Genomic DNA, 25453 nt, shown 5'->3' with positions numbered 1-25453 from the left:
AAAGCGTACGCGTGTTTCATCGCTCCAGGGGCATCGGCGCGTTAGAGAATCGCCGCGTTGTTGCGGTTGGTCTGCCTCAGGTAAGCCAGCAGTTCACGCGCTGGAAGCGGTTTGCTGTAGAAGTAGCCCTGACCTTCGTGGCAGCCTTCGGATATGACATACGCCTCTTGTTCGAGAGTTTCGACGCCCTCGGCGATGACTTGCATGCCCAGGCTTTTGCCCAGCTGTATGATCGCGCGCACGATGGTCGCGTCGTCATCGTCGTCGATCAGGTCCTGCACGAAACTCTTGTCGATCTTGATTTTGTCCAGCGGCAGGCTTTTCAGGTAGCTCAATGACGAGTAGCCGGTGCCGAAGTCATCGATGGCAATCAGCGCGCCGGAGCGACGCAGGCTCAGCAGGTGCTGGGCGGCGGTCGTGATGTCTTCCATCAGGCCGGTTTCAGTGACTTCCAGTTCAAGACTGCGTGGCGGCAGGCGGTAGATCTGCAGCAGGTTATTCACCACGCGCGGCAGCTCCGAGTGGTGCAACTGAACGGTGGACAGGTTCACGGCCATGCGCAGATCCACGAAACCTTGATCATGCCACTCGCGCAGTTGCCGACAGGCCTGATCAAGCACCCACTCGCCGATGGCAATGATGGTGCCGTTCTGTTCGGCCAGCGGGATGAAGACATCCGGGGGCACCAGGCCATGCTCGGGGTGTTGCCAGCGAATCAACGCTTCGACGCCGACGATGGTGTGGTCGCGATAGTTGATCTGAGGCTGATAGACCATATACAGCTGGTTGCGCGGGAGGGCTTCGCGCAGGTCCTTTTCAAGTTCACGGCGGCGACGCATTTCGCAGTCGACGCTGGCGATATAGAACTGATAACGGTTGCGCGAGCGGGCCTTGGCCAGTGTCATGGTCTGCTCGGCTTTTTGCAGCAGCTTCTCGGTGCTGTCGCCATCCTCGGGGAACAACGTGATGCCGATCGTGGCGCGCAGGCGAATGGACTGCTCGTCCACTTCGAAGGGCGCTTCGAGCTCATCCAGAATGTTCTGCGCCAGTTCCGCTGCCTCGTAAGGCTGTTCGATATCTGCCTGGACCAGTGCGAACTGGTCGCCACCCAGCCGTGCCAGTGCGCCCAGTCGGCCACTGTGGGCGCGCAGTCGATCTGCCAGCGCCAACAGCAACTGATCGCCCGCCTGATAGCTGAACTGTTCGTTGATGCCTTTGAAGTCATCCAGCCCCACACATAGGACCGCGACCCGGTCCTGCTGGCGTCCCGCGTCTTCCAGAATCTTGTCCAGGCGCGTCTGTAGCTGCACCCGATTGGGCAGGCCGGTCAGGAAGTCGTATTGCGCCATGCGTTGCAGATTGTTCTCGGCTTCGTGGCGCAAGTACGTATTGCGCTCAATGGAGGCCAGCAGTTGATTGGCGGTATTGACCCAGATCCCCAGCTCGTTTTTTTCATGGCCTTTGAGAGGCGGCAACTGGTGCTCGCTTGGGCGATCGGGATTGATTGCGGTCAGGTGCTCGATGATTTTGGACAAGGGTTTGGTCAACAACCAGTGATACACCAGGTACAGCACCAGGCCCATTGCAAGCGCCCGCAGCACGCCGGAAACGAAGATGATCACCGCATTGATGATGAAGCTCTCGCCGTAATTGGCGGTATCGAGGGTGATACGCAGGTCGCCGTAGTACTCGCTGTACGGGCTGCGGCCCACCAACTGCGTGGTGAAGCTGCGCTGCTGGCCCAGAATAAGGTCAGTGAGCCAGCGCGTGGGGGAAGCTTTGAGGGGGCGATCCTTTTCAGCCAGCAGGGTCTCGTTCGGATGGCCGATGGAGGCCATGCGCACCGAGTTGTCCTGAAACAGACCCTCGATGACCTGCATGCCCATTTCCCGATCCAGGCTATAGACCGCCTGAGTCGAGGGGTCTCGAAACATGTCCAGAATCCGTTCGGCGTTCTCGGCGACTGCCTGTCGCGTCTTGTAGGCATCAAAGACGATCTGCGCACAACTGAGCACCACGCCCACAAGAAATGCCGAGAGCAGCACCACGCGCAGTAACTTAACCGACAAGCTGTTCTTGAGTTCCAGCTTCAATGGCCGTTCCTTAATTCAAGTCGCGGGCGGATAGCCCAGTCAACCTCGAAACCGGATGTTCAAACAGTCTGCATCCGGTTGGATCCCTGTTTTCTGTCTCACCCCGGATTCACGGAGCAATCGACGGGTGGGCGGTTTGAGCCCACTGTGTCGGACGGCAGCATTTGTAACTTGAGAGTAACACTGTAAAAGGACTGATTTGTGATATTAGCCAGATAGCGCTTTCTGACAATACACAAAGCTGAGATAGCTGACGAAAAGCCATCATCTTCATGTTTTTGGATCACACATTGGCGACGCATGCGGTTCGGGAGGGCGGTTCAGAAGCAGGAAGGGACGCGCGCGGGCAATAAAAAACCCGGCGCAGGGCCGGGTTCTTTGGTCGTGCTGAAGATCACGCGGCGTATTGCTTGGCCACGAAGTCCCAGTTCACCAGGTTCCAGAACGCTTCTACGTATTTTGGACGCAGGTTGCGGTAGTCGATGTAGTAGGCGTGTTCCCAGACGTCGCAGGTCAGCAGAGGAGTATCGCCGCTGGTCATTGGGTTGCCTGCACCAATGGTGCTGGCCAGCGCCAGGGAGCCGTCAGCTTTCTTCACCAGCCAGCCCCATCCGGAGCCGAAAGTGCCGATGGACGTCTTGCTGAACTCTTCCTTGAATTTCTCGAAAGAGCCGAACGCTTTAGTGATTGCTTCAGCCAGTGCGCCGGTAGGTTCGCCGCCGCCGTTAGGTGCCAGGCATTCCCAGTAGAACGTGTGGTTCCAGACCTGAGCGGCGTTGTTGAAGATACCGCCCGAAGAAGTCTTGATGATTTCTTCCAGAGTCTTGCCTTCGAACTCGGTGCCTGGCACCAGGTTGTTCAGGTTCACGACATAGGTGTTGTGGTGCTTGTCGTGGTGATATTCCAGCGTTTCCTTGGAAATGTGCGGCGCCAGAGCGTCGTGGGCATAAGGCAGTGCCGGCAATTCAAAAGCCATGGTTTATCTCCTTTCAGGTCAATTACGGTAATCGCGCGGCCGATCACGGGCGGCCGGATACAGCATGCACCGGGAGTTTTACTCTTTTGCGGCGCAGACCCCGGACTATAGCACCCGGCCTGTGGCATAACCACGCAACAACTGTGTGGGATAGAGGTTCCAGCGATGTCGACTCAGCGGTCATGAAAAAGCATCACGCGGCGCGAATCAGTTGCACCGCGACGCTGAACATCATCACTGCCACCATGACATCCAGCAGGCGCCAGGTTGCGGGGCGCGCCAGCCACGGAGCAAGCCAGGCGGCGCCGATGGCAAGGCTTGAAAACCACAGCAGCGAGGCGCTGGCCGCGCCCATCACATAAGCTTCAGGCACGGTCTGCTGCGCACCGAGCGAGCCGATCAGCAGTACTGTATCCAGATAGACATGCGGGTTGAGCAGCGTGACGGCCAGTGCGCTGAGCAGGACGGCGCGGCGCGACCTCAGGCCCGCGACGCCCGAGTCTTCCAGACCTTGGGAGGAGCATGCCCGACGCAACGCCTGCAAGCCGTACCAGCACAGAAAAATCACTCCGCCCCAACGCGCCACGGCCAGCAAGGTGGGATTCTGTGCCAGCACATTGGCCAGGCCGAACACACCGGCAGCAATCAGCAGCGCGTCGCAGACAATGCACAGCATGGCCACCGGAACATGATGTTCACGGCGCAAGCCCTGGGCCAGGACGAAAGCGTTCTGGGTGCCGATGGCCATGATCAGGCCCGCCGCCACCAGCAGCCCATTGAGATAGCTTTGCCACATGAAAGATGCTCCACAAATCAGGTTCAGGTGGCGATTGTGGGGAATGGCGATGTATAAGGAAAACCAATAATCCTGATCACTCATTAGGAAAACTGATGTTCGACTACAAGCTGCTGTCGGCGTTGGCCGCTGTCATCGAGCAGGCCGGTTTCGAGCGTGCTGCCCAGGTGCTGGGGTTGTCTCAATCGGCCGTGTCCCAGCGCATCAAACTGTTGGAGGCACGCGTCGGTCAGCCCGTGCTGGTGCGTACCACGCCGCCGAGCCCGACCGACATCGGGCGGCGTCTGCTCAATCATGTGCAGCAGGTGCGTCTGCTGGAGCGCGATCTGCAAAGCCAGGTGCCTGCGCTGGACGAAGAGGGTATGCCTGAACGCCTGCGTATCGCCCTGAACGCCGACAGCCTGGCAACCTGGTGGGCGCAGGCGGTGGGGGATTTCTGCGCAGAACATCACCTGTTGCTGGACATGGTGGTCGAGGATCAGGACGTCGGGCTCAAACGCATGCGTGCCGGTGACGTCGCGGCCTGTTTGTGCGGCAGTGAACGGCCCGTGGCCGGGGCACGCAGCCAGTTACTGGGTGCCATGCGCTATCGTGCATTGGCATCGCCGTCCTTCATCGCGCGGCATTTTCCAGACGGTGTCAGTCCCGGAAAACTGGCACGCTCGGCTGCGTTGGTATTTGGCCCCGATGACTTTCTGCAGCATCGCTACCTGGCGTTGCTGGGGGCCCCGGAAGGTTTCAAGCACCATTTGTGTCCCTCGTCCGAAGGTTTCATGCGCATGATCGAAGCCGGGCTCGGCTGGGGGCTGGTACCTGAATTGCAGGTTCGTGAGCAACTGCGCAGCGGGACGTTGCGCGAACTGGTGCCGGATCGGTTCATCGATGTGCCGTTGTACTGGCATCATTGGCGCACGGGCGGCCAGTTGCTGACCCGTCTGACCGAGCATCTGGCACAAAAGTCTGGGCGTTGGCTGGTGCCGCTGAGCGGTGAATGAGCGTCAACAGGGTTATATGAAATCAATGCGGGTAGAGTGCGTGCTCTTCCGCAGACGCGTTATGGAGCGGTAAATGAAGATTCTGATCACCGGCGCAAGCGGCTTCATCGGCGGACGCTTTGCGCGTTTTGCCCTGGAGCAGGGCATGAGCGTGCGGATCAATGGTCGTCGTGCCGAGGGTGTCGAACATCTGGTTAGACGCGGTGCCGAGTTCATACAGGGTGATCTGAGTGATCCACAACTCGTCAGGGCGCTTTGCAATGACGTGGAGGCCGTGGTGCACTGCGCAGGTTCGGTCGGCGTATGGGGGCGACGCCAGGATTTCATGCAGGGCAATGTGCAAGTCACCGAAAACATTGTCGAGGGCTGCCTGAAACAAAGAGTGCGAAGGCTGGTCCATCTTTCGTCGCCTTCGATCTATTTCGATGGCCACTCGCATCGCGGCATCAAGGAAGATCAGGTGCCCAAGCGGTTTCACAATCACTATGCGGCGACCAAGTTTCTTGCCGAGCAGAAAGTGTTCGGGGCAGAGGAGTTCGGGCTGGAAGTGATTGCCCTGCGGCCTCGTTTCGTGACCGGTGCGGGCGACAACAGTATTTTTCCGCGCCTGCTTCACATGCAGCGCAAGAAGCGTTTGTCCATTGTCGGCAACGGTTTGAACGTGGTGGATTTCACCAGCATGCAGAACCTTAACGAGGCCATGTTAAGCAGTCTGCTGGCCACAGGTTCTGCGCTGGGCAAGGCCTACAACATCAGCAATGGCACGCCGGTCCCGCTGTGGGATGCCATCAATTATGTGATGCGGCAAATGCAGTTGCCACAGGTCACACGTTACCGCGGGTACGGGCTGGCCTACATGGCTGCCGCCGTCAACGAAGGCGCGTGCATGCTGTGGCCGGGCAGACCTGAACCTACGCTGTCGCGTCTGGGCATGCAGGTCATGAATCGGGATTTCACGCTTGATATCAGTCGCGCCGTGCATTATCTGGATTACCAGCCCCGCGTGAGTGTCTGGGCGGCGCTGGATGAGTTCTGCGGCTGGTGGAAGGCCCAACAATCGAGCTGAGTCAGTGATGGCACAATGAAAGCTACTTTCGATGCCGTTGTTATACTGCCCAGCTTTGGTTTCAACAGCTTCTTGAAGGGTTGCTCATGCGTAACGATCCATACGACGACGTCGATGACGTTCCCAATCTCAGCGCCAAGGACGACGATGACGATTTCTTGCCCGCCAAAGGCGCGCGCGAACGTACCACGGTCTATTCGCGCACGACGCCTGTGGTCAAGGTCAAAGGCCCGAGCACCGGGCCGCTCTGGGCCTTGGTCGGGGCGCTGTTCATTGCATTCTGCGGTTTGGGCTGGTGGAGTTTTCAGCAGGTTTCGCTGATGGAACAGCAGTTGGTTGCCACGCAGGAAAGCTTCGCGCGCATCAGTGAGGAAGCTGCCGGACGCTTGCAGGATATTTCCGGCAAGGTTGTGGCAACCGAATCGTTGTCCAGCGATGGCGAGGCGCTCAAGCAGCGGATCAAGCTGCTGGAAGCGCAACTGGAGGACCAGGACAAGCAGCGTGAAGGCGTCGAAGGCCAGCAAAGCAGCCTCGACAAGCGACTGGAACAGATGGCCGCGCAAACCACGCAGCAACAGACTGAAAGTGCGCAGTTGCAGGAGCAGCTCAAGGGCGTGGTCACTGAATTGACTGCGCTGAAGGCTGCATTGCCGGACCTGAAAACCGCAGAGGCCGATCAAGGCAAGCTGGATACTCAGCTCAAGAGCCTGGCCGCCGATGTTGCTACCCTGAAAAAGCAGGGTAATCCGTCTGCGGCCATCGAGCGTCTCGAGCAGGACCTGATCGTGCTCAAGAGCGAGCAGGAAAACCGCCAGGCGCCGCCTGCAGCTGCGGGCAACACCGCCGAGTTCGATGCTTTTCGTGCTCAGGTGACGCGCAACATCAATACCCTGACCAGTCAGATCCAGAACCTGTCGCAACAGCTCAACGCCCGCCGTTGACGCCGCCTGCCACCAGCCGCAGAAAAAGCGGCAGGTGGCGGCACTCAGACACCCCTGCGCAAAAAATCACTCACCACTAAATACGTATGGAACTGCCGAAAAAACGGCGGCTTATGCTTGCGTTGCTGTTTATCCAATGGAATATCACTCATGAAAGGAATCAATACGATGCATCCCAATGACAAGGACACCAGCGTTGATCCTGTTATCGCTGAAAAGACAGGCACCCATGACGAACAATACGGCGAAGCGATGAACGCAGTTGCGCCGGCCGCGGCAGCGGAGTTAATGAGCGCTTCGTTCAAACCGCCTGTCAAGCCACCTGTGAAGCCTCCGGTAAAACCACCTGTCGAGACGCCTGTGAAGCCGCCGGTCAAGCCTCCGGTAAAACCACCTGTCGAGACGCCTGTGAAGCCGCCGGTCAAGCCTCCGGTAAAACCACCTGTCGAAACGCCCGTAAAGCCACCGGTATCTAAATCGGTAAATCCACCGACAAAGCCTGTGGTCAAACCTGCTGAAAAACCACCGGTTGACGTGAAGATGCCACAAGATCCGCCACGGCCTTCAAAGCTGGATAAGTTGCTGAGCGTCGTCAACACAGCCACTGGCGTTATGCAACTGGTTCACCCACTCAACAGTGTGTTCAACCCGGATGGCACCGTCAGTTACCCGGACGGCAGCGTTGCAGATCCCCAAACCCTGTCGGTCACTCGGCCTGATGGCACCGTACAGAATCTGGATGGGACCACGGTACATGCCGATGGCAGCACTGAAGATGCCGAAGGCAATGTCTTGCATAAAGACGGCACCTGGGTCTTTGCCGATGGTTCGATCAAATACCCCGATGGCCGTTGGAAGATGTCGGACGGCAGAGTCACCGATGCCGACGGTAATGTCATAGGCGTCACCGACCCGGCCGCTGCGAAGTAAGCGGCTCGGCGTCGGGCAATAAAAAACCTGACGCTTTCGCGTCAGGTGTTTTCATTGCCGTGTGCGGGTTACAAGCGCGGGTAGTCAATGTAGCCGACGGGGCCCTTGGCGTAGAAGGTTTCCGGGCGGGCTTCATTCAAGGGGGCATCGCTGGCCAGACGCTCTGGCAGATCCGGGTTGGCGATGTAGGGCACGCCGAACGCCACTGCATCGGCTTTGCCTTCAGCCAGCCAGGTATTGGCGCTGTCCTTGGTGAATTTCTCGTTGGCGATGTACACGCCACCAAAGTCTTTTTTGAGCTGCGGACCGATGCTGTCGCCTGCGTCATGCTCACGCGCACAGATGAACGCAATACCGCGCTTGCCCAGCTCTTTGGCGACATAGCCGAATGTTTCCGCCAGATTGTCATCGCCCATGTCGTGCAGGTCGGCGCGAGGCGAAAGGTGCACGCCCACGCGGCCAGCGCCCCAGACCTCAACGGCAGCGTCGGTCACTTCCAGCAGCAGGCGGGCGCGGTTTTCCAGCGAGCCACCGTACTGGTCGGTGCGCTGGTTGGTGCTGGTCTGCAGGAACTGGTCGAGCAGGTAGCCGTTGGCACCGTGGATCTCCACGCCATCAAAACCGGCAGCCTTGGCGTTTTCCGCACCCACACGGTAGGCCTCGACAACGTCACCGATTTCCGCCAGTTCAAGCGCTCGTGGCGTCGGGAACGAGGTAATCGGGCGCACCAGGCTCACATGCCCTTCAGGCTGAACAGCGCTCGGTGCAACTGGCGCTTCGTCGTTCAGGTAGAGCGGGTGCGAGATCCGCCCCACGTGCCACAACTGCAGCACAATGCGTCCGCCCGCAGCGTGTACCGCTTTGGTGATATTGCTCCAGCCACGCACCTGATCGTTGGACCAGATGCCGGGCGTGTCGGGGTAGCCGACGCCCATCGGCGTCACTGATGTCGCTTCGCTGATGATCAGGCCAGCCGATGCGCGCTGTACGTAGTACTCAGCCATCATCGCGTTAGGAACGCGGCCTTCGTCGGCGCGGCAGCGTGTCAGCGGCGCCATGATGATGCGGTTTGGCAGTTGCAGGTCGCCAATGGTGATCGGGTCAAAGATAGTCGTCATGTGTCCAATACTCTTTATAGATCAATGAGTTGCCGGAGCCAGATCGGGATCGCCGGTCTGACGGAAAGTAATCAGGGTAATGAGCAGGGCGAGCACTGCCAGGACCGCTGCGGCCAACGGCACGCGAGTCAGGCCCAGACCGTGGGCGATGACGCTGCCGCCGACCCAGGCACCGAGTGCGTTGCCGACGTTGAATGCGCCGATGTTCAGGGTCGACACCAGGTTGGGTGCGGCCTTGCCGAAGGTCACCACATTGATCTGTAATGCAGGCACGGCGGCAAAGGCGGCAACGGCCCAGAGGAAGAGGGTGATCTCGGTCGGGATCAGCGCTGCACTCGTCCAGCTCAGCGCCGTGGAGATCACCGCCATCGAGATGAACACGCCTATCAGCGTCGACGACACTTTGCGGTCGGCCATCTTGCCGCCGATCACGTTGCCGACTGTCAGGCCCAGACCGATCAGCAGCAGTGTCCAGGTCACGCCTTGAGGCGAGACGCCAGTCACGTCACCCAGCAGTGGTGCCACGTAGGTGAACAGCGTGAACATCGACGCCGAAAACAGTGCAGTCATGGTCAGCGACAGCCAGATGCCAGCGCCCCTGAGCGCAGCCAGTTCGGCGCGCATGTCGAGTTTTTCTTCATCGCGTTTGGTCGGCAGAAAACGGATCAGGCCGATCAGGGCAATCACGCCGATGACAGTCACTGCCCAGAAGGTCGAGCGCCAGCCTGCGTACTGACCCAGCGCGGTGCCCAGTGGCACGCCCAGCACATTGGCCAGGGTCAGACCGGTGAACATCAAGGCCACGGCCGACGCGCGACGGTTGGCGGGCACCAGACCTGCCGCGACCACCGAACCGATGCCGAAGAAAGCACCGTGACACAGCGCCGTCACGACCCGCGCAAACATCAGCACGTCATAGTCGCTGGCCAGCGCGCAAAGCAGATTGCCGACGATGAAGATGCCCATCAGCGTGACCAGTGCGGCCTTGCGCGGCAGTTTTGCCGTGGCCATCGCCATGAACGGCGCACCGATGGCCACGCCCAGCGCGTAGCCGGTCACCAGCCAGCCGGCACCGGGAATGGACACGCCCAGGTCGGCTGCCACGTCGGGCAGCAGGCCCATGATGACAAACTCGGTGGTGCCAATGGCGAAGGCGCTCAGGGCCAGAATGATGAGTGAAAGAGGCACAGGGCATCTCCTTGGAAAAGTGGAAAGATCAGGCTGGGTTGTTCAGTTCCTGCACCAACGCCTGCACGAACGCCTGAAGGGTCTCTTCGTTGCGCCTGAAGAAATGCCACTGGCCGACCTTCTTGCTGCTGATCAGGCCTGCGCGTTGCAAGGTGGCCAGATGCGCAGAAACCGTGGACTGAGAGAGCCCGGCACGCTGATCGATCTGCCCGGCGCAGACGCCGTGCTCGATCGAGTGTTCCTGGGCGGGAAACGAGGCGCGCGGGTCCTTGAGCCAGGTCAGAATTTCTCGGCGGACCGGGTGGGCCAGCGCTTTTATGATGTCGTCGAGGTCGATAGGCATGTCGTTCTCACAGGCGATGTAGCGATATATCGCGATAGGGCGAACCTTATATCTGTATTTCGCGATATACAAATATGATTTTGGTCTAGGCTCAGTCTGAATCGGTATATCGGGTTATATCGATATATAGACCTGGCCCCGGAAAGCGGCGTACGCTTGGCTTATGAACTATCTGGCACATCTTCATCTAGGCGGCCATCGGCCCGCTCAATTGCTTGGCAGCCTCTACGGCGACTTCGTCAAAGGCCCGCTGCCGGGGCGTTTTCCTGCGGAGCTGGAAGCAGCCATCCGCTTGCATCGCAGCATCGACGCGTTCACTGACAACCACCCGATGATCAAGGCATCCATCGCCCGGTTTCCGGCGCAACGCAGGCGCTACGCCGGCATCATGCTCGACGTGTTTTTCGACCACTGCCTGGCGCGTGACTGGCATCGCTATGCCGATCTGCCGCTGGCGGTATTCACGGGAAAGGTCTACGGCGCATTGGCCGCCGAACCGCAGTTGCCGGAACGCCTGGCGCTGATTGCCCCACGCATGGCCGCGCAAGACTGGCTGGGTTCGTATCGAGAGTTCGAGGTGCTGGAGCAGGTGCTGGGCGGGATAGCCCGGCGTCTTTCACGACCCGAAGGGCTGGCAGGCGGCATGCAGGAATTGCAGACGCTTTACCAACCCCTCAGTGCAGACTTCGCTGAGTTCTACCCGCAGCTGCAGGACTTCGCTCAGGCCGCCCTGGCTGGGCGCGAGACCACTTCGCCGGGCTGAGCGCTTTCGCCGAACAAGGCGACCTGCACGGCTTGCTGCGCCTTGAACGCCAGCGCGGCGCGTTCCTGATCGGCGGTCTGGATAGGGGTGAGCAAATGGATGTGCACATCGCTTTGTTCATTGGCGAACAGACGACGCAAGTGTGACAGCAGGTCATCGTCACCAATGAACGGCGCAATCGGATCAGGCTTGCCGTCGCGGGTGTAGGCAATCGCAACCGGCTGAATCGCCACGCCCGCTTCGATGGCGCTGGACAACAGGCGACCGTGGAACGTGCGCAGGCTCTTGCCGTCAGTGGTGGTGCCTTCCGGGAAGATCAGCAGAGCGTTGCCCTGTTGCAGATGGTTGCTCATCTGTTTCTGGATCAAACGGCTGTCGCCCGAACCGCGACGAATGAACAGAGTGCCGGCTTTCAGGGCCAGCCAGCCTGCGACCGGCCAGGTGCGTACTTCGGCCTTGGACAGAAACGACAGCGGCGCAAGCATGCCCAGCAGTGCGATGTCAGTCCAGGACACGTGATTACTGACCCACAGCATTGGCTGGCGGGGCAGCTCGCCGGTGATGGTCACGCGAAACGGCAGCGCGCTGCTCAGGCGTGCCATGAACCAGCGACTCCAGCGCTGACGACGCTCCATGGAACCACCGACTTTAAGGCGTTCAAGCACTGCGAAGGCACTCGCAATCGTCAGTCCGAGCGCCACCACCAACAGCACCCGAACCACTCGGGCATAGCCGCGTACCCGGCTCATCACACCGCCGCCTTGAAGTGGCGTGCGTAGCGCGGGCACAGATCGTCGCGCTTGAGCAGGATGAACACATCGGCCACCTGGAAATCTTCATCCCAGCACGGCTCGCCGCAGATCTTCGCGCCCAGACGCATGTAAGCCTTGAGCAACGGCGGCATTTCGCAAATGACGTTGCCCGGAATGTCGAGGGCGGGCAGCGGGTTCTTCGGTTCTGCGCGCAGGTGCTCGTTGCACAGGTAGCGTTCGCGCAGGCGCTGCATGATTGCGTGGGCCTGAATACCGCCGTCCTGCATCGGGATACTCGCGCAGCCCATCAGGTAGCTATAACCGCCTTCGTTCAGGACCTCAGCCAGCTCGCTCCACAACACCGCGATGGTGCCGCCGTTGCGATAGGCCGGATCGACGCAGGTACGGCCCAGTTCCAGAATCGGACCCTGCAGATGCACCAGGCCGTGCAGGCTGAATTCTTCTTCGCTGTAGAAGCGCCCCAGCGTGCTGGCGGCCTTGTGATCCAGCAGCCGGGTGGTGGCGACCAGTCGCCCGGTGTTCAGGTCACGTACGCCGATGTGCGAGCAATGCACGTCGTAGTCGTCGATATCCAGACCTTGTTCTGCCCCGTTGAGACGGGCGTTGAACTCCTCGCTGAACACACTGAAACGTAAGGCCTGTGCTTCCTGCAAAGCTCGCGTTCCTATCAGGCGCTCGGCCTGAAGACGGCGTTCAGAAGTGTTGTCACGAATGCGTGCGATCTGGGTCATACGAATCTCCATGAACCAGCCTTGCAGAAATGGCCGGTCGACTGATTAGTCCAAGCGCTTTGCTGTATTTGCAGGCTAGGGAGATGGCGTGTCATGCCCATGAAGCTTTGGTGATGGTTGTGTGACGGCCGCAGACGTGTCGATGGAATACACATTGCGCGTACCATAGAGCCCACTGAAGCAACGTGATCGGTGTGGGAGATTTCGCTGCTTCTTCGGGGGCAGATCAGATTGTGGGAGGCGGCTTGCCGGCGATGAAGTCGACGCGGTGTATCAGGAGATCCGTGTCATCGTTCATCGTCGGAGTGCCGCCCAGACCGGTTGCCCTTCCACCGTTCCCCGATCAGGATTGTGCGGACCACTGTCACAATCGGCTGCTACTGTGCCCGGATCATATTGCGAGGACTCGTCATGCTGTCTCGGTTGGCTCGCCTGTGTCTGTGGGTTGTTCTGGTGGCAAATACCTTGAATGCACAGGCCCAAATCTGGCCCGGCGAGCAATGGTCTTCACGTCCATCCCCTCGCAGCGCCGCGCTCGATGCGCTGGAAACCTACGCCTTCCCGCCTCGCGACGAGGCCACGCGTGACGGCATCCGCACCGATGCGCTGCTGGTGATTCATGACGGCGAGATCGTCTATGAACGCTACACCGGCGTGACCACTGCGCAGACGCCTCACCTGACGTGGTCGATCAGCAAAAGCATCATGGCGACCGTGCTGGGCGTGGCATTCGGCGAAGGGCGCTTTCAATTGAACGATCCGGTGGCGATGTTCTACCCGCCGTTCAAGAACCATCCAGAGATCACCGTTCAAGATCTGATGCACTGGGCGTCCGGCCTGGACTGGCAGGAAGATTACGAGTACGCGCCTCTCAATTCATCGGTGGTCGCGATGCTCTACACCCGAGGCCGTAACGACATGGCCCGCTTTACTGCCAGCCACAAGGCAGCCACTCCTCCTGGCTCGCGCTACCTGTATTCCAGTGGCGACAGCAATGTACTGGCCGCCGCTTTGAAAAGCATGGTCGGGGTTGAGGCCTATCCGGATTATCCCTGGACTGCGCTGTTCGATCCGCTCGGCATCCGCAGCGCCATCTGGGAAAAAGACGCCAGCGGCACGTTTGTGGGGTCCTCCTACGCCTACATGACTGCCCGCGATCTGGCGCGTGTCGGCCTGCTCATGCAGCGGGGCGGGCAGTGGCAGGACAAGCCGCTCCTCAACAAGGCATGGATGGACTTCGTACTCACGCCCTTCAACGGTGAGCAAGTGCTGGCCAACGTCGAAGTGCCCGGCGGTCAATGGTGGCTCAACCACACGGCTGACGGTCATGCCGGACCCTGGCCGGACGCGCCGCCTGATACCTTTGCGGCGCTGGGCCATTGGGGCCAGGCGCTGTACGTGATCCCCAGTCAGAAGCTGGTCATCGTGCGCTACGCCGATGATCGCGACGGCCGTTACGACCACGACCAGATGCTCAAACGCATCCAGGCAGCGTTTGGCAAGGAGAACGTGCAATGAGCAGGCGTCGAGCGTTCATTCTGCGTCGTCCCTTCATCAGTCTGCTGTTGCTGATGCTTGCGGCCTTCATCGTGCTTATTTTCCAGTACCGCGTTGCCCTGCAGGCGTTTCCGACCATCATCAGTGCCTACACCGCCAAGGAATACTGCTCATGCCGTTATGTGGTGAACAACCCCGAGGACTATTGCCGGGCCTACGTCAAACAGTACGTGCCCAGCACATTGATCGATCAGCCTGAATTGAAAAAGGTGACGGCCAGCGGTCTTGGACGCACCAGCAGCGCCGTGTGGCAAGGGCCGCGCGAGGGGTGTCGCCTGATGCCCGAAACACCATGACAACCGATGGACGAACGTAGCGGTTTGCCAGCGGTCTGACAGGCGGATAAGGTGCTCCTCAATTGCCCGCCCGGAGTCTGCATGCTCAACACTATTCGCTGGCTGCTGGCCATTTTGGCCGCTGCGGCGCTTCCTGCCCACGCCAGCTGGTATCTGGATAACGAGTCATCACGCCTGTCGTTCACCTCCACCAAAAACGCCGACGTCGCCGAAGTGCATCGCTTTCTGGTGTTGCACGGCAAGGTTGACGGCAAAGGGTTGGCCGAAGTGGAAGTCGAACTGGAGTCGGTCAGTACCGGCATTGCCCAGCGCGACGAGCGTCTGCGTGATCAGGTGTTTCAGATTCGCAGCTTTCCCGCTGCCCGGATCAACGCCCAGCTCGACATGCGGCCCATCAACGCGCTGGCCCCCGGCGCACAGCTGGAACTGCGCCTGCCGCTGACGGTGAGCCTGCGCGGCAAGACTCACACTTACAACGCCGAACTGCTGGCAACGCGTCTGGATGATCGACGCTTTCAGGTGGTCACGCTCGAACCTCTGGTGGTTCACGCTCAGGATTTCGATCTGGTGCCAGACTTCAACGCATTACGCGGTAACGCAGGTCTCTCGGCGATCAGCCTGTCGGTCCCTGTCGGGGCCGTCCTGATCTTCACGGCGCGCTGACATGAACGGTGCGATTTTTCCGTGGCGTGAGAACAACCAGTTCCGCTTGCTCATCGACGGGCCTGCCTTCTTCCCGCGCATGATCACGGCCATCGACCGTGCCGAACAGCAGGTCGACCTGGAACTGTATCTGGTGGAAGCGGGCGCCTGTGCTGATGCCGTGGTTCGGGCGCTGGTGGACGCCGCCCGGCGTGGGGTGATCGTGCGGTGCCTGTTCGATGATTTCGGTTCGCAAGCCTTCGACGCTGGCCTGCGCAAACAGCTCACCGATGCCGGCGTGATCCTGCGCCTGTACAACCCGATCCATTGGCGGCGCGGCTTGCGCAACCTCTACCGCGACCATCGCAAGATACTGGTCGTGGACAAGGCACTGGCCGTAATCGGCGGCACTGGCGTGACCGATGAATTCTGGGAGCCGGACAAGGACGTCAGCCAGTGGCACGAAGTCATGGTGGAAATCACCGGGCCGCTGGTAATCGACTGGCAGGCGCTGTTCGACCGACAGTTTCACGTCAACCCACACCGCACCGCCTGGCGTCCGAAAGAGCACTTCGGACTGACGCACCTGCCCAGTGTGCCGACCTCAGGAGAAGGGCTGGGCCGCGTGGCTTACGCCGATTCACGCCAACACCGCGACATTCTGCAATCGCTGGTGCGCGCTTTGAACAGCGGCCAGACGCGCATCTGGCTGGCAACGCCGTACTTTCTGCCCACCTGGAAAGTACGCCGCGCCCTGCGCAGGGCCGCGGCGCGGGGTGTGGATGTGCGTTTGTTGCTGACCGGTCCGCGCACCGATCACCCATCGGTCCGATACGCAGGCCATCGCTATTACCCGCGCTTGTTGCGCGCAGGCGTGAAGATATTCGAGTACCAGCCGTGTTTCCTGCACCTGAAGATGGTGTTGATCGATGACTGGGTGAGCATCGGTTCGTGCAACTTCGACCACTGGAACCTGCGCTTCAATCTGGAAGCCAACGTCGAAGCCCTCGATCCCGGGTTGACCCGCGACGTGGTTGAAAGCTTCGAAAAAGACTTCGCCCTCAGCGCCGAAACCACTCTGGCCGACTGGAAAGCCCGGCCATTGTGGCGACGCGTCAAGCAGCGCCTCTGGGGCTGGATTGACCGATTGGTGGTCAACCTGCTGGACCAGCGCAACTGAAAAGGGAAGGGGCCGGCAATGGCCCCCGCAGCTCGGCTCGCTAGACCATACTGTCGAGCGAACGATCCACCATGGCCTTTGCCAACTCCGCCATATGCAGCACCGCAAACACCAGATCCCGACTGGTGCCTTCGGCGTTATCCCCGGACTCGTAAGCCGTGGTAATGATGCAGCGCAACAGGTCTGACGCGTAGTTGAGCGCCTGTTCCTGCGTGACGGACGGGTTGATGGTGTACAGGGCGTTCGGTGGGTCGGGGATGAGTTTTTCGCGCATTTTTAAACTCCAGCAGACAATGAAGGAGCCGTCAGTCATCGCTACCAAACGATAAGGTGGCGGCCGTGTGCAAGTTGGTAGACCGGCTGCTGGCACCCGGTGCATCCGAAGATGCCATGCGCACGGCCACCATAAATAGCAAGACGAAAAAGCTCGCCTCGCAGAGGTGACGCGTTGCGCCAGCACAGACAGGTCTACCAAACCTGATCGCTGATTTTGCAGCGACCGGGGCAGCCTAGAGACCGGAGTGAGCTGGCGCAAGGGGTTGTGATTCTCTCGGAAATTTCACTCAACGGATAGAGAGGCATCCTGCTATTGGGGGCGTTCGCTGGCTAATATCCACAGCCAGCGAAGACGTGTTTCAAGGAGCAACGTGCTGTCAGCCTGCCGGAATGCCTTCATCCAGACGTATCCCTTGGCTCCTGCCGCTCCATGAAAAGCCTGTGCTCCTGACACCGATTTACACGGTTTATCGCCGTCTGTTCAGCGTGTGGTCGTTTCTCGAGGGGGCGTCATGGCCGCCAGATTATTCTCGTCCAACAGGGCGTTAGGTTAGCCGGTAAAAAGTTTTATTGACTAAAATAAAATATCGGATAATTATTCCTGTGCATCTGCTCTCATGCAGAGTCATCTTCAGGGTTATCCCGATGAGTCTTAAAAAACCGTCTGTACTGGCGACTCTTTACGTCGAGGCCAATGAGTCGTCCGTTGCAACCCGCGTGTCACCTGTCCTGATGCAGGGTTTCCCGGCCGAGCCGGAACACCGGGTAACGTGGCACAACTGGATGCGCGCGCCCTTCAGTCAGTGGGGGTTCCGTCATCTAGCGCGGCTGCGTCCCACCATTGATGTGGCGGCGGGTCCAAGGCCTGCCGGTCCGCTCAAGGAAGCGCCTAAAGCGCTGGACCGCCTGTGTTTCGACAGCGAGTGCGGGCTTAGCATCAGTGTTATCGAGCACCTTGTGGCCAGCCAGACCGATGCCTTTTTGGTGATGCAGGGTGACACGGTGTTGTTCGAGCGCTACTTCAACGGCCAACGCGCGGATGACCGGCACATCATGTTCTCGGTGACCAAGTCGCTGGTCGGTACGCTCGGCGAACAACTGGTTTCCAAGGGCCTGCTCAAGCCCGAACTGTCCGTCGCGTACTACGTGCCTGAGCTGGTAGGCAGTGCGTTTGGTGATGCCACGGTGCGTCAGTTGTTTGATATGGCGGTGGGCATCGACTACAGCGAGGTCTATGACGATCCCGGCTCTGAGAGTTCACAGTACGGTTATGCCTGCGGCTTTCAGCCGGCACCGGCGCAGTACGCCCAGTTCGACTCGTTGTACCAGTACTTGCCGTCCCTCAAGAAGCGCGGCAGCCACGGTGGTTTTTTCCATTACGTGACCGCCACTACCGAAGTCCTGGCATGGGTCATGGAACGTGCCTCGGGCAAGGCGTGCAGTCAGATGCTGGAAGAGATCTGGGGGCGCTTGGGGTGCGACCGCGACGGTTATTTCATGGCCGATCCCTGGGGCCGTAACGTTGCCGGAGCGGGCTTCAGTGCCACCTTGAGAGACATGGCACGCTTCGGCCGGTTGCTGGCCAACGACGGTCGCCAGGACGGAGTTGAGCTGCTGTCACCCGAGACCATCGCCCGTATCGCTGCCGGTTCCGATCCGGCGATCTACGCGCAAAATGCCGAGTTCTCCAGTTGGACGCCGGGTGCGTCCTATCGCAGCCAGTGGTATGTGTTCAACGACCACAGCCAAGCCCTGATGGCCGGAGGGATCCACGGTCAATACCTGTTTATCGACAAGCCGTCCGGCGTGGTGATCGTCAAGCAATCGTCGCTCACCGATGCGGTCAGCCCGTTCGATACCGACAGCGTGCGCATGCTGCGCGCGATCGCCGCCCACCTAAGTCACTGATCCACAAAAAATAAGAGTTTTGCGTTCTATTCACCTGGCTTGCCCAGGTGTTGGCGACGCCCTGCGTCGCCATTGACTGCCCTGTAACAACAATAATTCCACAGGAGCTTCTTATGGTTTTCACCAAGCGTTTTCCCCAGGCGCTGTTAGCGCTCGGCTTACCCTTGACCACCCACGTCGCGCTGGCGGGTTATACCTTTGAGGACGGCAACCTCAAGGGTGAAGTCAATCTCACGGCAGGAGGGGCGACGCTGTTTAGCCGTGGCGTCAACTTCGGCAGCGGCCAGGTCGATACGCGCAACGGTAAAAACGGCGGTACCCGTATCAATTGGCAAGAGGTCTACGTAAAACCCGGGGTCAAACTCGAGTATGCGTTGCAACCGGATTTCAGCCTGCTGGCAGGCGGTTCGCTGGTGGGGGCGAGCACGTTTGGCGATGGCGATCCGGGTGGCCTCAGCCGCAGCTCCGATGGCAAGGTCGCAGCCGAAGAGTTCTACGGTGGTTTTCGCGCCGGCGAGTGGACGTTCACCGCCGGCCGCCAGAACTACATGATCGGTACGGGGTTCATCGTCATGGACGGTAACCTTGACCAGTTCAAGGATGGCGCCTACTGGCTCGGCCCACGAACCGCCTTCAAGGATTCGGCGATCCTGGCCTGGGATCATGGCGCGCTGAAGTCTCAGGCTTTCACCTTGCGTACCGATGATGACCTGGGCGATTTTCGCATGACCGGTGTCAACCTCGATTACAACGTCGATGACCAGGTAACGCTGGGGGCGATGGCCATGAAGATCAATGCCCTTGGCCCCAGAGGCAGTACGCTTCCGCGCCGTCGGGACGGCATGCAGGTGTACAACGTGCGGGCGCTCAACGCCAAGGTGCCCGGCGTAGAGGCGCTGACCCTGAATGCCGAGTACGCGCTGGAGCGCGGCAGCGGCGAGGGGGGCGACTACGATGCCAACGCCTGGTATGCCCAGGCCGACTATGCCTTCAGTACCTTGCCGCTGACGCCGGTCCTTGGCTACCGCTACGCCAGTTTTTCCGGCGACGACAACCTCTCCGACACCCGACAAAAAGCCTGGGATCCACTGAGCAAAGGCTTCGTCGACTGGAGTACGTGGCTGGTCGGGGACGTGGTCGGCAATTACCTGCTGTTCAACAGTAACGAAAACGTCCAGCAGTTCTCCCTCAAGACCCACCTCAACGAAACCCTGACCCTCGGCGCGATTCACTACCAGTTCTGGCTGGACGAGAAGAACTACATGGGCACCCCCGTCAGCGATCGGCGCTTTGCTGACGAAAGTGTGGTGTTCCTCGACTGGACCCCCACGCCGTCGCTCTACACGTCGCTGTCCTATAACTGGGTAAAACCACTGGCCGCCGCCAAACAGGTGTTCGGCGATGACCAGATGTTCAGTGCACTGGAACTGTATTTCACCTACCGCTATTAAGTGCTGCGAGCCATCGCGGCCGCGCTGGAGTGTTTTGATCATGAACAGATTTTTGCGTAATACCTTGCTGGGTATGTTTGCCTCTTTGTTCATCAGTGGTTTTTGCCTGGCTGAAGAACGAACCGTACGGATCTACAACTGGATCGAATACCTGCCACCCGAGGTGCTCAAGAGTTTCCAGGAAGAAACCGGCATTCGCCCGATTTATGACGTGTTCGACAGTCCTGAAACCATGGAGTCCAAGTTGCTGACGGGCAACTCCGGGTATGACGTGGTGTTCCCCGGCTCCGCCAGCCTGGGGCGTTTGATCACGGCCGGTGCCGTGCAGCCGCTGGACCGCAAGCAGTTGCCGAACTGGCAGCACCTGGACCCGCAATTCATGCAATCCCTGGAAACCGTGGGCGACACCGGTAACCGTTACGCCGCGCCTTACCTGTGGGGCACCACGCTTATCGGCTACAACGTCGACAAGGTTCGCCAGGTGCTCGGCCCCGACGTGCAGATGAACAGCTGGGAGATCATCTTCAACGAAGAAAACCTCGCCAGGCTCGCCAGTTGCGGCGTGGGTTTTATTGACGCAGGCAGCGAGATTCTGCCCATTGCCCTGCACTACAAGGGGCTCGACCCCAATAGCCAGAAGCGCGAGGACTATGCGCAAGCCCAGGCCGTGATGATGAAGATTCGCCCTCACATCACTTACTTCAACTCGTCGCGCTACGGCATGGACCTGGCCAACGGAGACATCTGCGTGGGCGTGGGCTGGTCCGGTGGTGTGGCGCTGGCCAAGCGATTGGCGGATGCTGCGGGCAAGGGCGTCAAGGTCGAGATGGCACTGCCCAGGGAAGGCGCGCCCATGTGGTCTGACGTAATGGCGATCCCGGCCAATGCACCCGATCTTGCGGAGGCCCATGCGTTCATCAATTACATCCTGCGCCCTGACGTGATTGCACGCATCAGCAACAAAATCGGCTATCCCAACCCGAACAAGGACGCCACAGCGCTGGTGGACGCGAGCATCCGCAACAACCCCAACATGTATGTGCCAGAGGAAGCGCGCAAGACCCTGTTCGCCCTGGAGCCTATTCCGGCCGCCGCAGAGCGCATCCGTACTCGCACCTGGACCGCCATCAAGAGCAACCGCTGATCAGTATGGCCCGGTGCGTGCGCGCCGGGCCTGGAGCTTGCCATGACTGAATTGATGGACATTATCCCCAACTTGCAGCGAGTGCTGACCCTTCGCGTAACGATAGAGGCGGGGGTAATGCTGGGCGCCAGCGTTGACGGCCTGCGCTGCAACTACCCGATTGTGGGCGGGGATTTCGAGGGGGTCGGCGTTAGCGGCCAGGTGCTGGCGGGCGGAGAGGATTGCTTTGTTTTGCGCCCGGATGGCGTCGGTCAACTGGATGCCCGCTACAGCTTGAGGACCGACGAAGGTGAGGTGATCAACATCCGTAACCGGGGCGTTTTGACCATGACTGAGTACGGGCGGCAGCTGGAGCGCGACGGTCAATGGCCGATTCCTGAGGCGGAGTACCGCTGCACGTGCACGCCGGTGTTCCAGGTGCCCAAGGGGCGGCTGGACTGGCTCAGCCGTTCAAGTTTTATCGGCCTGGTACATTACCCGAGCGCCGACCAGGTGGTGATTCGTTGCTATCGCTTTGACTGAGGCTCAACCCAGGAAACGGTCAGGCCTGCATACCGTAGAACAGCAGCTCGGTGATACGCCTGACCTGGGTAGAGTGTGCGTTGATATCCGGGGGTTCCTGGTTCACCAGCCGGAAGAGTTGCAGGTGCGAGTAGTCGTTCAACAGGAACGCGGCCAATTCCACGTCGAGTTGTGGACGCAGTTTGCCTGCCCGTTGCAATTCCCGTAGCAACTCGCTGATTTCGGCCCTGAGCGCATCGTTCATGGCCCGATAGCCCTCGGGCAGTTCGTTGCTGCCGCCGAACAGGATCAGCGGCAGCAGTTCACGCCACAGGCTGGGGTGCATCACTTCCAGTGCATAGCCCGTGAGCAAGCGTTCCAGGTGGCAAAGCGCTTCGACCGGGTCGTCTATTTCGTGGATCAGGCTGCGGGTGTCTGTGATTGCACGTTGATCGGCACCGTGCAGGATTTCCAGGATGATTTCCTGCTTGTTGCCGAAGTACTTGAACACCGTCGGCGGCGACACCCCGGCCTGGCTGGCGATCTGTTCGATGGTGGTGTTCTGGAAACCCTGGCGCTCAAACAGCTCGATCGCGGCCTTGCTGATGGCTTGCCGGCGTTCGGCCTTCTGACGTTCACGCAGTCCGCTCACAGGAGATCCTTGTCACTAATAAAAAGAGGGGCGCTTGCCGCCCCGGTGCTCTTGCAAAATACTTAATTGAATAAATTTTTTAAAGCACTAATTGCGGATGGTTTCGTGTACCACTGCCGTTTGCATGAAAGGGTAATGGCGCACTGCAGCCGTGAGTGCTGGACCGACCAGCCATATAAGTGGCATGTCGGCGAGGATGAGGAAGTGTTCGCAGTCCTCGACGGGACGGTAGATGAATCGGGAGGGGATCAACACCCCTTTACACACAAGTGATGTGCTGGTGTGGTTCTTCATGGCGCCGAACCAGACTCGTATATTGAGTCCACCGTGGCGTGCTGGCTCTTGCAGTGTGCTGATGATGAGACCCCCAAAACGAGACTTCATTATGAACAGTGCAATTCAACCGCATTCAAACCTGGAAGTATCTCCACACGAGATCGACGCTGAATACTTTGAATACAGCAAAGCGGCAAACCCGATCAGCGCAAACTTGATCACCCGCATCCCGTACCAGAGTTTCCCTGCTTCGCTCTATGATTCGGGCCCCTCTCGAACAGTTGCTCTCGATTTGAGCGAAAAACTAGGGTGTGAAGGCCCAGCAACCGGCCCAGGTCTTTGCGCTAGTTTTATTCGACTGAACGCTGGCGACGACATCACATTAGCGCCCAACGCGACCTCACAGGTTCTGTATGTCATCGATGGTAGTGGCAGCCTTGCGTACGGTGACGAGGCGTTTGAATGGACGAAAGGTTGTTTTATCGCCCTGCCAGGGATGAACAGCACACTCCTCAAGGCGTCGGCGGACGCACGATTCTACTGGGTCCATGATGAGCCTCTTCTTCGCTACTTAGGCGTGAGCAGAAGTGAAGACCGCTTTACCCCGACTCTGTACCCTGCGGATGTCGCATCGGCAAAGCTTCGTGAAGCCGCTGATGATCCACGTGCGCAGGATCGCAGCCGCATCAGCATTCTGCTGGGTAACAGTCACTTCCCTCAGACACGTACAGTGACCCATGTACTGTGGGCGATGTACGGCATCCTGCCAGCCGGCTCGATCCAAAAACCCCACCGGCACCAATCCATCGCCCTGGACTTCATCATTGACTGCCCAGCCGGGTGCTATTCGCTTGTCGGTACTGAACTGGAAGAAAATGGCCAGATTCGCAATCCAAAACGCGTAGATTGGACACCAGGGCTGGCGTTCGTCACACCACCTGGCTATTGGCATGCCCACTTCAACGAGTCGGATCGCGAAGCATTTCTGATACCAATTCAGGATGCAGGTCTACAGACCTATCTGCGATCACTGGATATTCGGTTCAGCTAAATGGACTCCCGGTATGACTGGCTCATACCGGGAATCATCACTGCCACACAGGCCGGTCAACCACGCGCTCAGCAATGAAATCGATGAAGCATCGCACCTTCGAAGAAACGATTCGCTTCGGGGGATATACAAACCAGATGGCGCCAGATTCCTGTGAGCCCTTGACCTCCCAATCAGGCAGCCAACGCACCAGTCGACCATCGCGCAAACTGGCGCTAGCGAGCCAATCTGGCAGCAATGCCATTCCCAACCCGCTACTCACCGCCATTAGCTGAGCGTCAAGGTCATTTATCCAAAGTACAGGATCAACGGGCAACGAAACCTGCTCGTTGTCGTTGGCCCATATCAACACCTCGGGGCACTCACGCCCGATGATCATCATGTCGACGGGAAGTTGATCAGGGCGATCCGGTTGAGGATAACGAGTGGCAAACCCTGGACTCACACATAGGAAAGTCTTTACCTCAGCCAGCTTTCTCGCCTTGAGATTGGAGTTGGCCAACCTGCCAATTCGAATCGCAAGGTCGATTCCATTAGCGATCAGATCGACTTGTGACTCATCAAGACTGAGGTCCAGTGTGATGTCTGGGTAACGCTCGATAAACTCGCCTACGAGAGGAAGTATATGATGACGTGCAAAAGCAGGAGGAAGACTAACCTTCAATCTCCCTCGGGGATTTTGATTGAGGGCGGATGTTGCCGCCCTGGCTTCTGACAATTCAAAGAGGACTTTTTGGGCGTGGTACAAGAACGTTTGCCCACCCTCCGTCAATGCGAGTTTTCGTGTTGATCGATTGAAAAGTGCAATGCCGAGATCGTGCTCTAGATCTTTGATGTAACGCGAAACCGTAGAAGCTTTGATCCCCAAACGCCCTGCTGCTTTGGAGAAGCTGTTGCCATTGGCAGACTCTACGAAAGCGGTCAGTGCGGCTAGGTAGTCCAAGTGCGCCTCTCTGGTTTTCTGGTGTCGCTAGCCCGGCTGTTCGGTGCACTTGAGCCTTAAGATCGATTGGAAAAACTCGGTTGCTTATGAGACCCCAGCCTGGGTCATATCCGGAGGGTATCCCATCGCAAGCGTTCAGTGAAGTCACCTCCCGCCCGCGCAGCAAGCATGACTGTCCCATTCAATAAATGTGTCACCTGTCGACCGAGAGCAACGGGGCTGCCCATCGCCAGGTTGTGAATTGCCCAGCATTTCGTAGACGTTTCCCCCGTCTAAAGGTGCAGTCGTTGCGGTTAGGTTTTGTACGAAAAGTCGGCGAGCGAAGGTCAGGCAAGGCAAAAACAGGCGAGGAACGGCCGGGGTCGCGTCCGACTCTACGTGTTGTAAATGAGCATTCCGATCGGACTCGCGCACGAGCCTGTTTTTAACGCAGCATCACCGAGCGCAGCCACTTTTCGTACAGAGCCTAGGATAGATGCTCGCCCCCGCACTCATACCTGGCACCTTCAAGGCTCGCTTCAAATGCCTCAAGTCCGGCGTATATCTGCTGCAAACCATTGATCTGCCCCATCACTTCCAGCTTCTTATCGGCAATGGCCTTTCCCGCTGACTCCCACGGCAAGCCAAATCCCCGATGGCCCTGGAGAATCGTCTGCATTTCCTTAAGTTTGAAACCTAGCTGCTGCGCGCACTTGATGAACGTCAACAGTTCAACGCTTTGCTGGTTGTAAATGCGATATGTCCCTTGGCGTTCGGGTGGCCGCAACAGCCCGATCTTTTCGTAATGACGGATGGTCTTGACCGTAGTGCCCGACAGCTGGGCGGCTTTGCCGATGTACATGAACGTCCTTTTTACATGGGTA

The 25453-nt window shown here is 59.1% G+C and carries 26 protein-coding genes; 14 read left to right on the top strand and 12 right to left on the bottom strand.

Annotated features, from left to right (window positions below; all coding sequences use genetic code 11):
- Window positions 1-41: 41 nt before the first annotated feature.
- From H8S56_RS15610 to H8S56_RS15600, 3 genes are all read right to left on the bottom strand, one after another.
- Window positions 42-2093, bottom strand: a complete 2052-nt coding sequence (locus tag H8S56_RS15610; protein ID WP_024686746.1) for a putative bifunctional diguanylate cyclase/phosphodiesterase — start codon at window positions 2091-2093, stop codon at window positions 42-44.
- Between the two features lie 394 nt (window positions 2094-2487).
- Window positions 2488-3069: a superoxide dismutase gene (locus H8S56_RS15605; RefSeq protein WP_024686747.1), complete on the bottom strand. Its 582-nt coding sequence runs from the start codon at window positions 3067-3069 to the stop codon at window positions 2488-2490.
- 193 nt (window positions 3070-3262) lie between these two features.
- Window positions 3263-3865, bottom strand: coding sequence for a LysE/ArgO family amino acid transporter (locus tag H8S56_RS15600; RefSeq protein WP_024686748.1), 603 nt, complete (start codon window positions 3863-3865; stop codon window positions 3263-3265).
- 95 nt (window positions 3866-3960) lie between these two features.
- Here H8S56_RS15600 and H8S56_RS15595 point away from each other — a divergent pair, with 95 nt between their 5' ends.
- The 4 genes from H8S56_RS15595 to H8S56_RS15580 all read left to right on the top strand — a co-directional run bounded on the left by H8S56_RS15595 (window position 3961) and on the right by H8S56_RS15580 (window position 7797).
- Window positions 3961-4860: a LysR family transcriptional regulator ArgP gene (locus tag H8S56_RS15595; RefSeq protein WP_187519134.1), complete on the top strand. Its 900-nt coding sequence runs from the start codon at window positions 3961-3963 to the stop codon at window positions 4858-4860.
- Between the two features lie 73 nt (window positions 4861-4933).
- Entirely contained in the window at window positions 4934-5926 is a 993-nt protein-coding gene (locus H8S56_RS15590) for an NAD-dependent epimerase/dehydratase family protein (RefSeq protein WP_187519133.1), read from the top strand.
- Window positions 5927-6012: 86 nt separating this feature from the next.
- Complete coding sequence (locus tag H8S56_RS15585; RefSeq protein ID WP_187519132.1) at window positions 6013-6867, top strand: ATPase; 855 nt, start codon at window positions 6013-6015, stop codon at window positions 6865-6867.
- Between the two features lie 252 nt (window positions 6868-7119).
- Window positions 7120-7797, top strand: a complete 678-nt coding sequence (locus H8S56_RS15580) for a hypothetical protein (protein WP_235986801.1) — start codon at window positions 7120-7122, stop codon at window positions 7795-7797.
- A gap of 68 nt (window positions 7798-7865) precedes the next feature.
- On the opposite strand, the gene H8S56_RS15575 is transcribed toward H8S56_RS15580, so the two are convergent.
- From H8S56_RS15575 to H8S56_RS15565, 3 genes are read right to left on the bottom strand one after another with little or no spacing between them, the layout of a single operon-like run.
- Window positions 7866-8915, bottom strand: a complete 1050-nt coding sequence (locus H8S56_RS15575) for an alkene reductase (protein WP_024686753.1) — start codon at window positions 8913-8915, stop codon at window positions 7866-7868.
- Window positions 8916-8936: 21 nt separating this feature from the next.
- On the bottom strand, window positions 8937-10103 hold the full coding sequence (locus H8S56_RS15570; protein ID WP_187519131.1) for an MFS transporter: 1167 nt from the start codon (window positions 10101-10103) through the stop codon (window positions 8937-8939).
- A 28-nt stretch (window positions 10104-10131) separates the two neighbouring features.
- Window positions 10132-10446, bottom strand: a complete 315-nt coding sequence (locus tag H8S56_RS15565; RefSeq protein ID WP_024686755.1) for an ArsR/SmtB family transcription factor — start codon at window positions 10444-10446, stop codon at window positions 10132-10134.
- Window positions 10447-10609: 163 nt separating this feature from the next.
- Between H8S56_RS15565 and H8S56_RS15560 the strand changes: the two genes are divergently transcribed.
- Window positions 10610-11209 (top strand): acyl carrier protein phosphodiesterase, encoded by a 600-nt coding sequence (locus tag H8S56_RS15560; RefSeq protein WP_024686756.1) that lies wholly within the window; start codon window positions 10610-10612, stop codon window positions 11207-11209.
- On the opposite strand, the gene H8S56_RS15555 is transcribed toward H8S56_RS15560, so the two are convergent.
- Both H8S56_RS15555 and olsB read right to left on the bottom strand, forming a co-directional pair.
- Entirely contained in the window at window positions 11167-11958 is a 792-nt protein-coding gene (locus H8S56_RS15555) for a lysophospholipid acyltransferase family protein (protein ID WP_024686757.1), read from the bottom strand. The genes H8S56_RS15560 and H8S56_RS15555 overlap by 43 nt on opposite strands.
- Window positions 11958-12713 (bottom strand): L-ornithine N(alpha)-acyltransferase, encoded by a 756-nt coding sequence (gene olsB, locus H8S56_RS15550; RefSeq protein ID WP_024686758.1) that lies wholly within the window; start codon window positions 12711-12713, stop codon window positions 11958-11960. The genes H8S56_RS15555 and olsB overlap by 1 nt, the downstream gene beginning before the upstream one ends.
- 411 nt (window positions 12714-13124) lie before the next feature.
- Here olsB and H8S56_RS15545 point away from each other — a divergent pair, with 411 nt between their 5' ends.
- From H8S56_RS15545 to H8S56_RS15530, 4 genes are all read left to right on the top strand, one after another.
- On the top strand, window positions 13125-14231 hold the full coding sequence (locus H8S56_RS15545) for a serine hydrolase domain-containing protein (RefSeq protein WP_187519130.1): 1107 nt from the start codon (window positions 13125-13127) through the stop codon (window positions 14229-14231).
- Window positions 14228-14566, top strand: a complete 339-nt coding sequence (locus H8S56_RS15540; RefSeq protein WP_187519129.1) for an amidase — start codon at window positions 14228-14230, stop codon at window positions 14564-14566. The genes H8S56_RS15545 and H8S56_RS15540 overlap by 4 nt, the downstream gene beginning before the upstream one ends.
- A gap of 81 nt (window positions 14567-14647) precedes the next feature.
- Window positions 14648-15229, top strand: coding sequence for a YceI family protein (locus H8S56_RS15535; RefSeq protein WP_024684903.1), 582 nt, complete (start codon window positions 14648-14650; stop codon window positions 15227-15229).
- Between the two features lies 1 nt (window position 15230).
- Complete coding sequence (locus H8S56_RS15530) at window positions 15231-16388, top strand: phospholipase D-like domain-containing protein (protein ID WP_187519128.1); 1158 nt, start codon at window positions 15231-15233, stop codon at window positions 16386-16388.
- A gap of 40 nt (window positions 16389-16428) precedes the next feature.
- Here H8S56_RS15530 and H8S56_RS15525 read toward each other — a convergent pair whose 3' ends face one another.
- The gene (locus H8S56_RS15525; protein ID WP_024684901.1) at window positions 16429-16662 is read right to left on the bottom strand and encodes a DUF6124 family protein; all 234 of its coding nucleotides are present in this window, start codon (window positions 16660-16662) and stop codon (window positions 16429-16431) included.
- 647 nt (window positions 16663-17309) lie between these two features.
- On the opposite strand from H8S56_RS15525, the gene H8S56_RS15520 reads away from it, so the two are divergent.
- From H8S56_RS15520 to H8S56_RS15505, 4 genes are all read left to right on the top strand, one after another.
- On the top strand, window positions 17310-18572 hold the full coding sequence (locus H8S56_RS15520) for a serine hydrolase domain-containing protein (protein WP_024684900.1): 1263 nt from the start codon (window positions 17310-17312) through the stop codon (window positions 18570-18572).
- Between the two features lie 113 nt (window positions 18573-18685).
- Window positions 18686-20023, top strand: a complete 1338-nt coding sequence (locus tag H8S56_RS15515) for an alginate export family protein (protein ID WP_187519127.1) — start codon at window positions 18686-18688, stop codon at window positions 20021-20023.
- 40 nt (window positions 20024-20063) lie between these two features.
- Complete coding sequence (locus tag H8S56_RS15510) at window positions 20064-21167, top strand: polyamine ABC transporter substrate-binding protein (protein WP_187519126.1); 1104 nt, start codon at window positions 20064-20066, stop codon at window positions 21165-21167.
- 42 nt (window positions 21168-21209) lie between these two features.
- Window positions 21210-21689 (top strand): DUF3237 domain-containing protein, encoded by a 480-nt coding sequence (locus H8S56_RS15505; protein WP_187519125.1) that lies wholly within the window; start codon window positions 21210-21212, stop codon window positions 21687-21689.
- Between the two features lie 19 nt (window positions 21690-21708).
- Here H8S56_RS15505 and H8S56_RS15500 read toward each other — a convergent pair whose 3' ends face one another.
- Entirely contained in the window at window positions 21709-22320 is a 612-nt protein-coding gene (locus H8S56_RS15500) for a TetR/AcrR family transcriptional regulator (RefSeq protein ID WP_024684896.1), read from the bottom strand.
- Window positions 22321-22705: 385 nt separating this feature from the next.
- Between H8S56_RS15500 and H8S56_RS15490 the strand changes: the two genes are divergently transcribed.
- On the top strand, window positions 22706-23647 hold the full coding sequence (locus H8S56_RS15490; protein ID WP_187519124.1) for a cupin domain-containing protein: 942 nt from the start codon (window positions 22706-22708) through the stop codon (window positions 23645-23647).
- A gap of 37 nt (window positions 23648-23684) precedes the next feature.
- Here the strand turns inward: H8S56_RS15490 and H8S56_RS15485 are convergent, their stop codons facing one another.
- Window positions 23685-24590: a LysR family transcriptional regulator gene (locus H8S56_RS15485; RefSeq protein WP_187519123.1), complete on the bottom strand. Its 906-nt coding sequence runs from the start codon at window positions 24588-24590 to the stop codon at window positions 23685-23687.
- A gap of 466 nt (window positions 24591-25056) precedes the next feature.
- Window positions 25057-25431, bottom strand: a complete 375-nt coding sequence (locus H8S56_RS15480) for a MerR family transcriptional regulator (RefSeq protein WP_187519122.1) — start codon at window positions 25429-25431, stop codon at window positions 25057-25059.
- Window positions 25432-25453 lie beyond the last annotated feature (22 nt).

It is taken from the genome of Pseudomonas triticifolii (genome assembly GCF_014358015.1).
GTDB classification, from domain to species: Bacteria; Pseudomonadota; Gammaproteobacteria; order Pseudomonadales; family Pseudomonadaceae; genus Aquipseudomonas; species Aquipseudomonas triticifolii.
The sequence above is the reverse complement of the archived record's forward strand: the minus strand, read 5'-3'. Positions and strand labels throughout refer to the sequence as shown.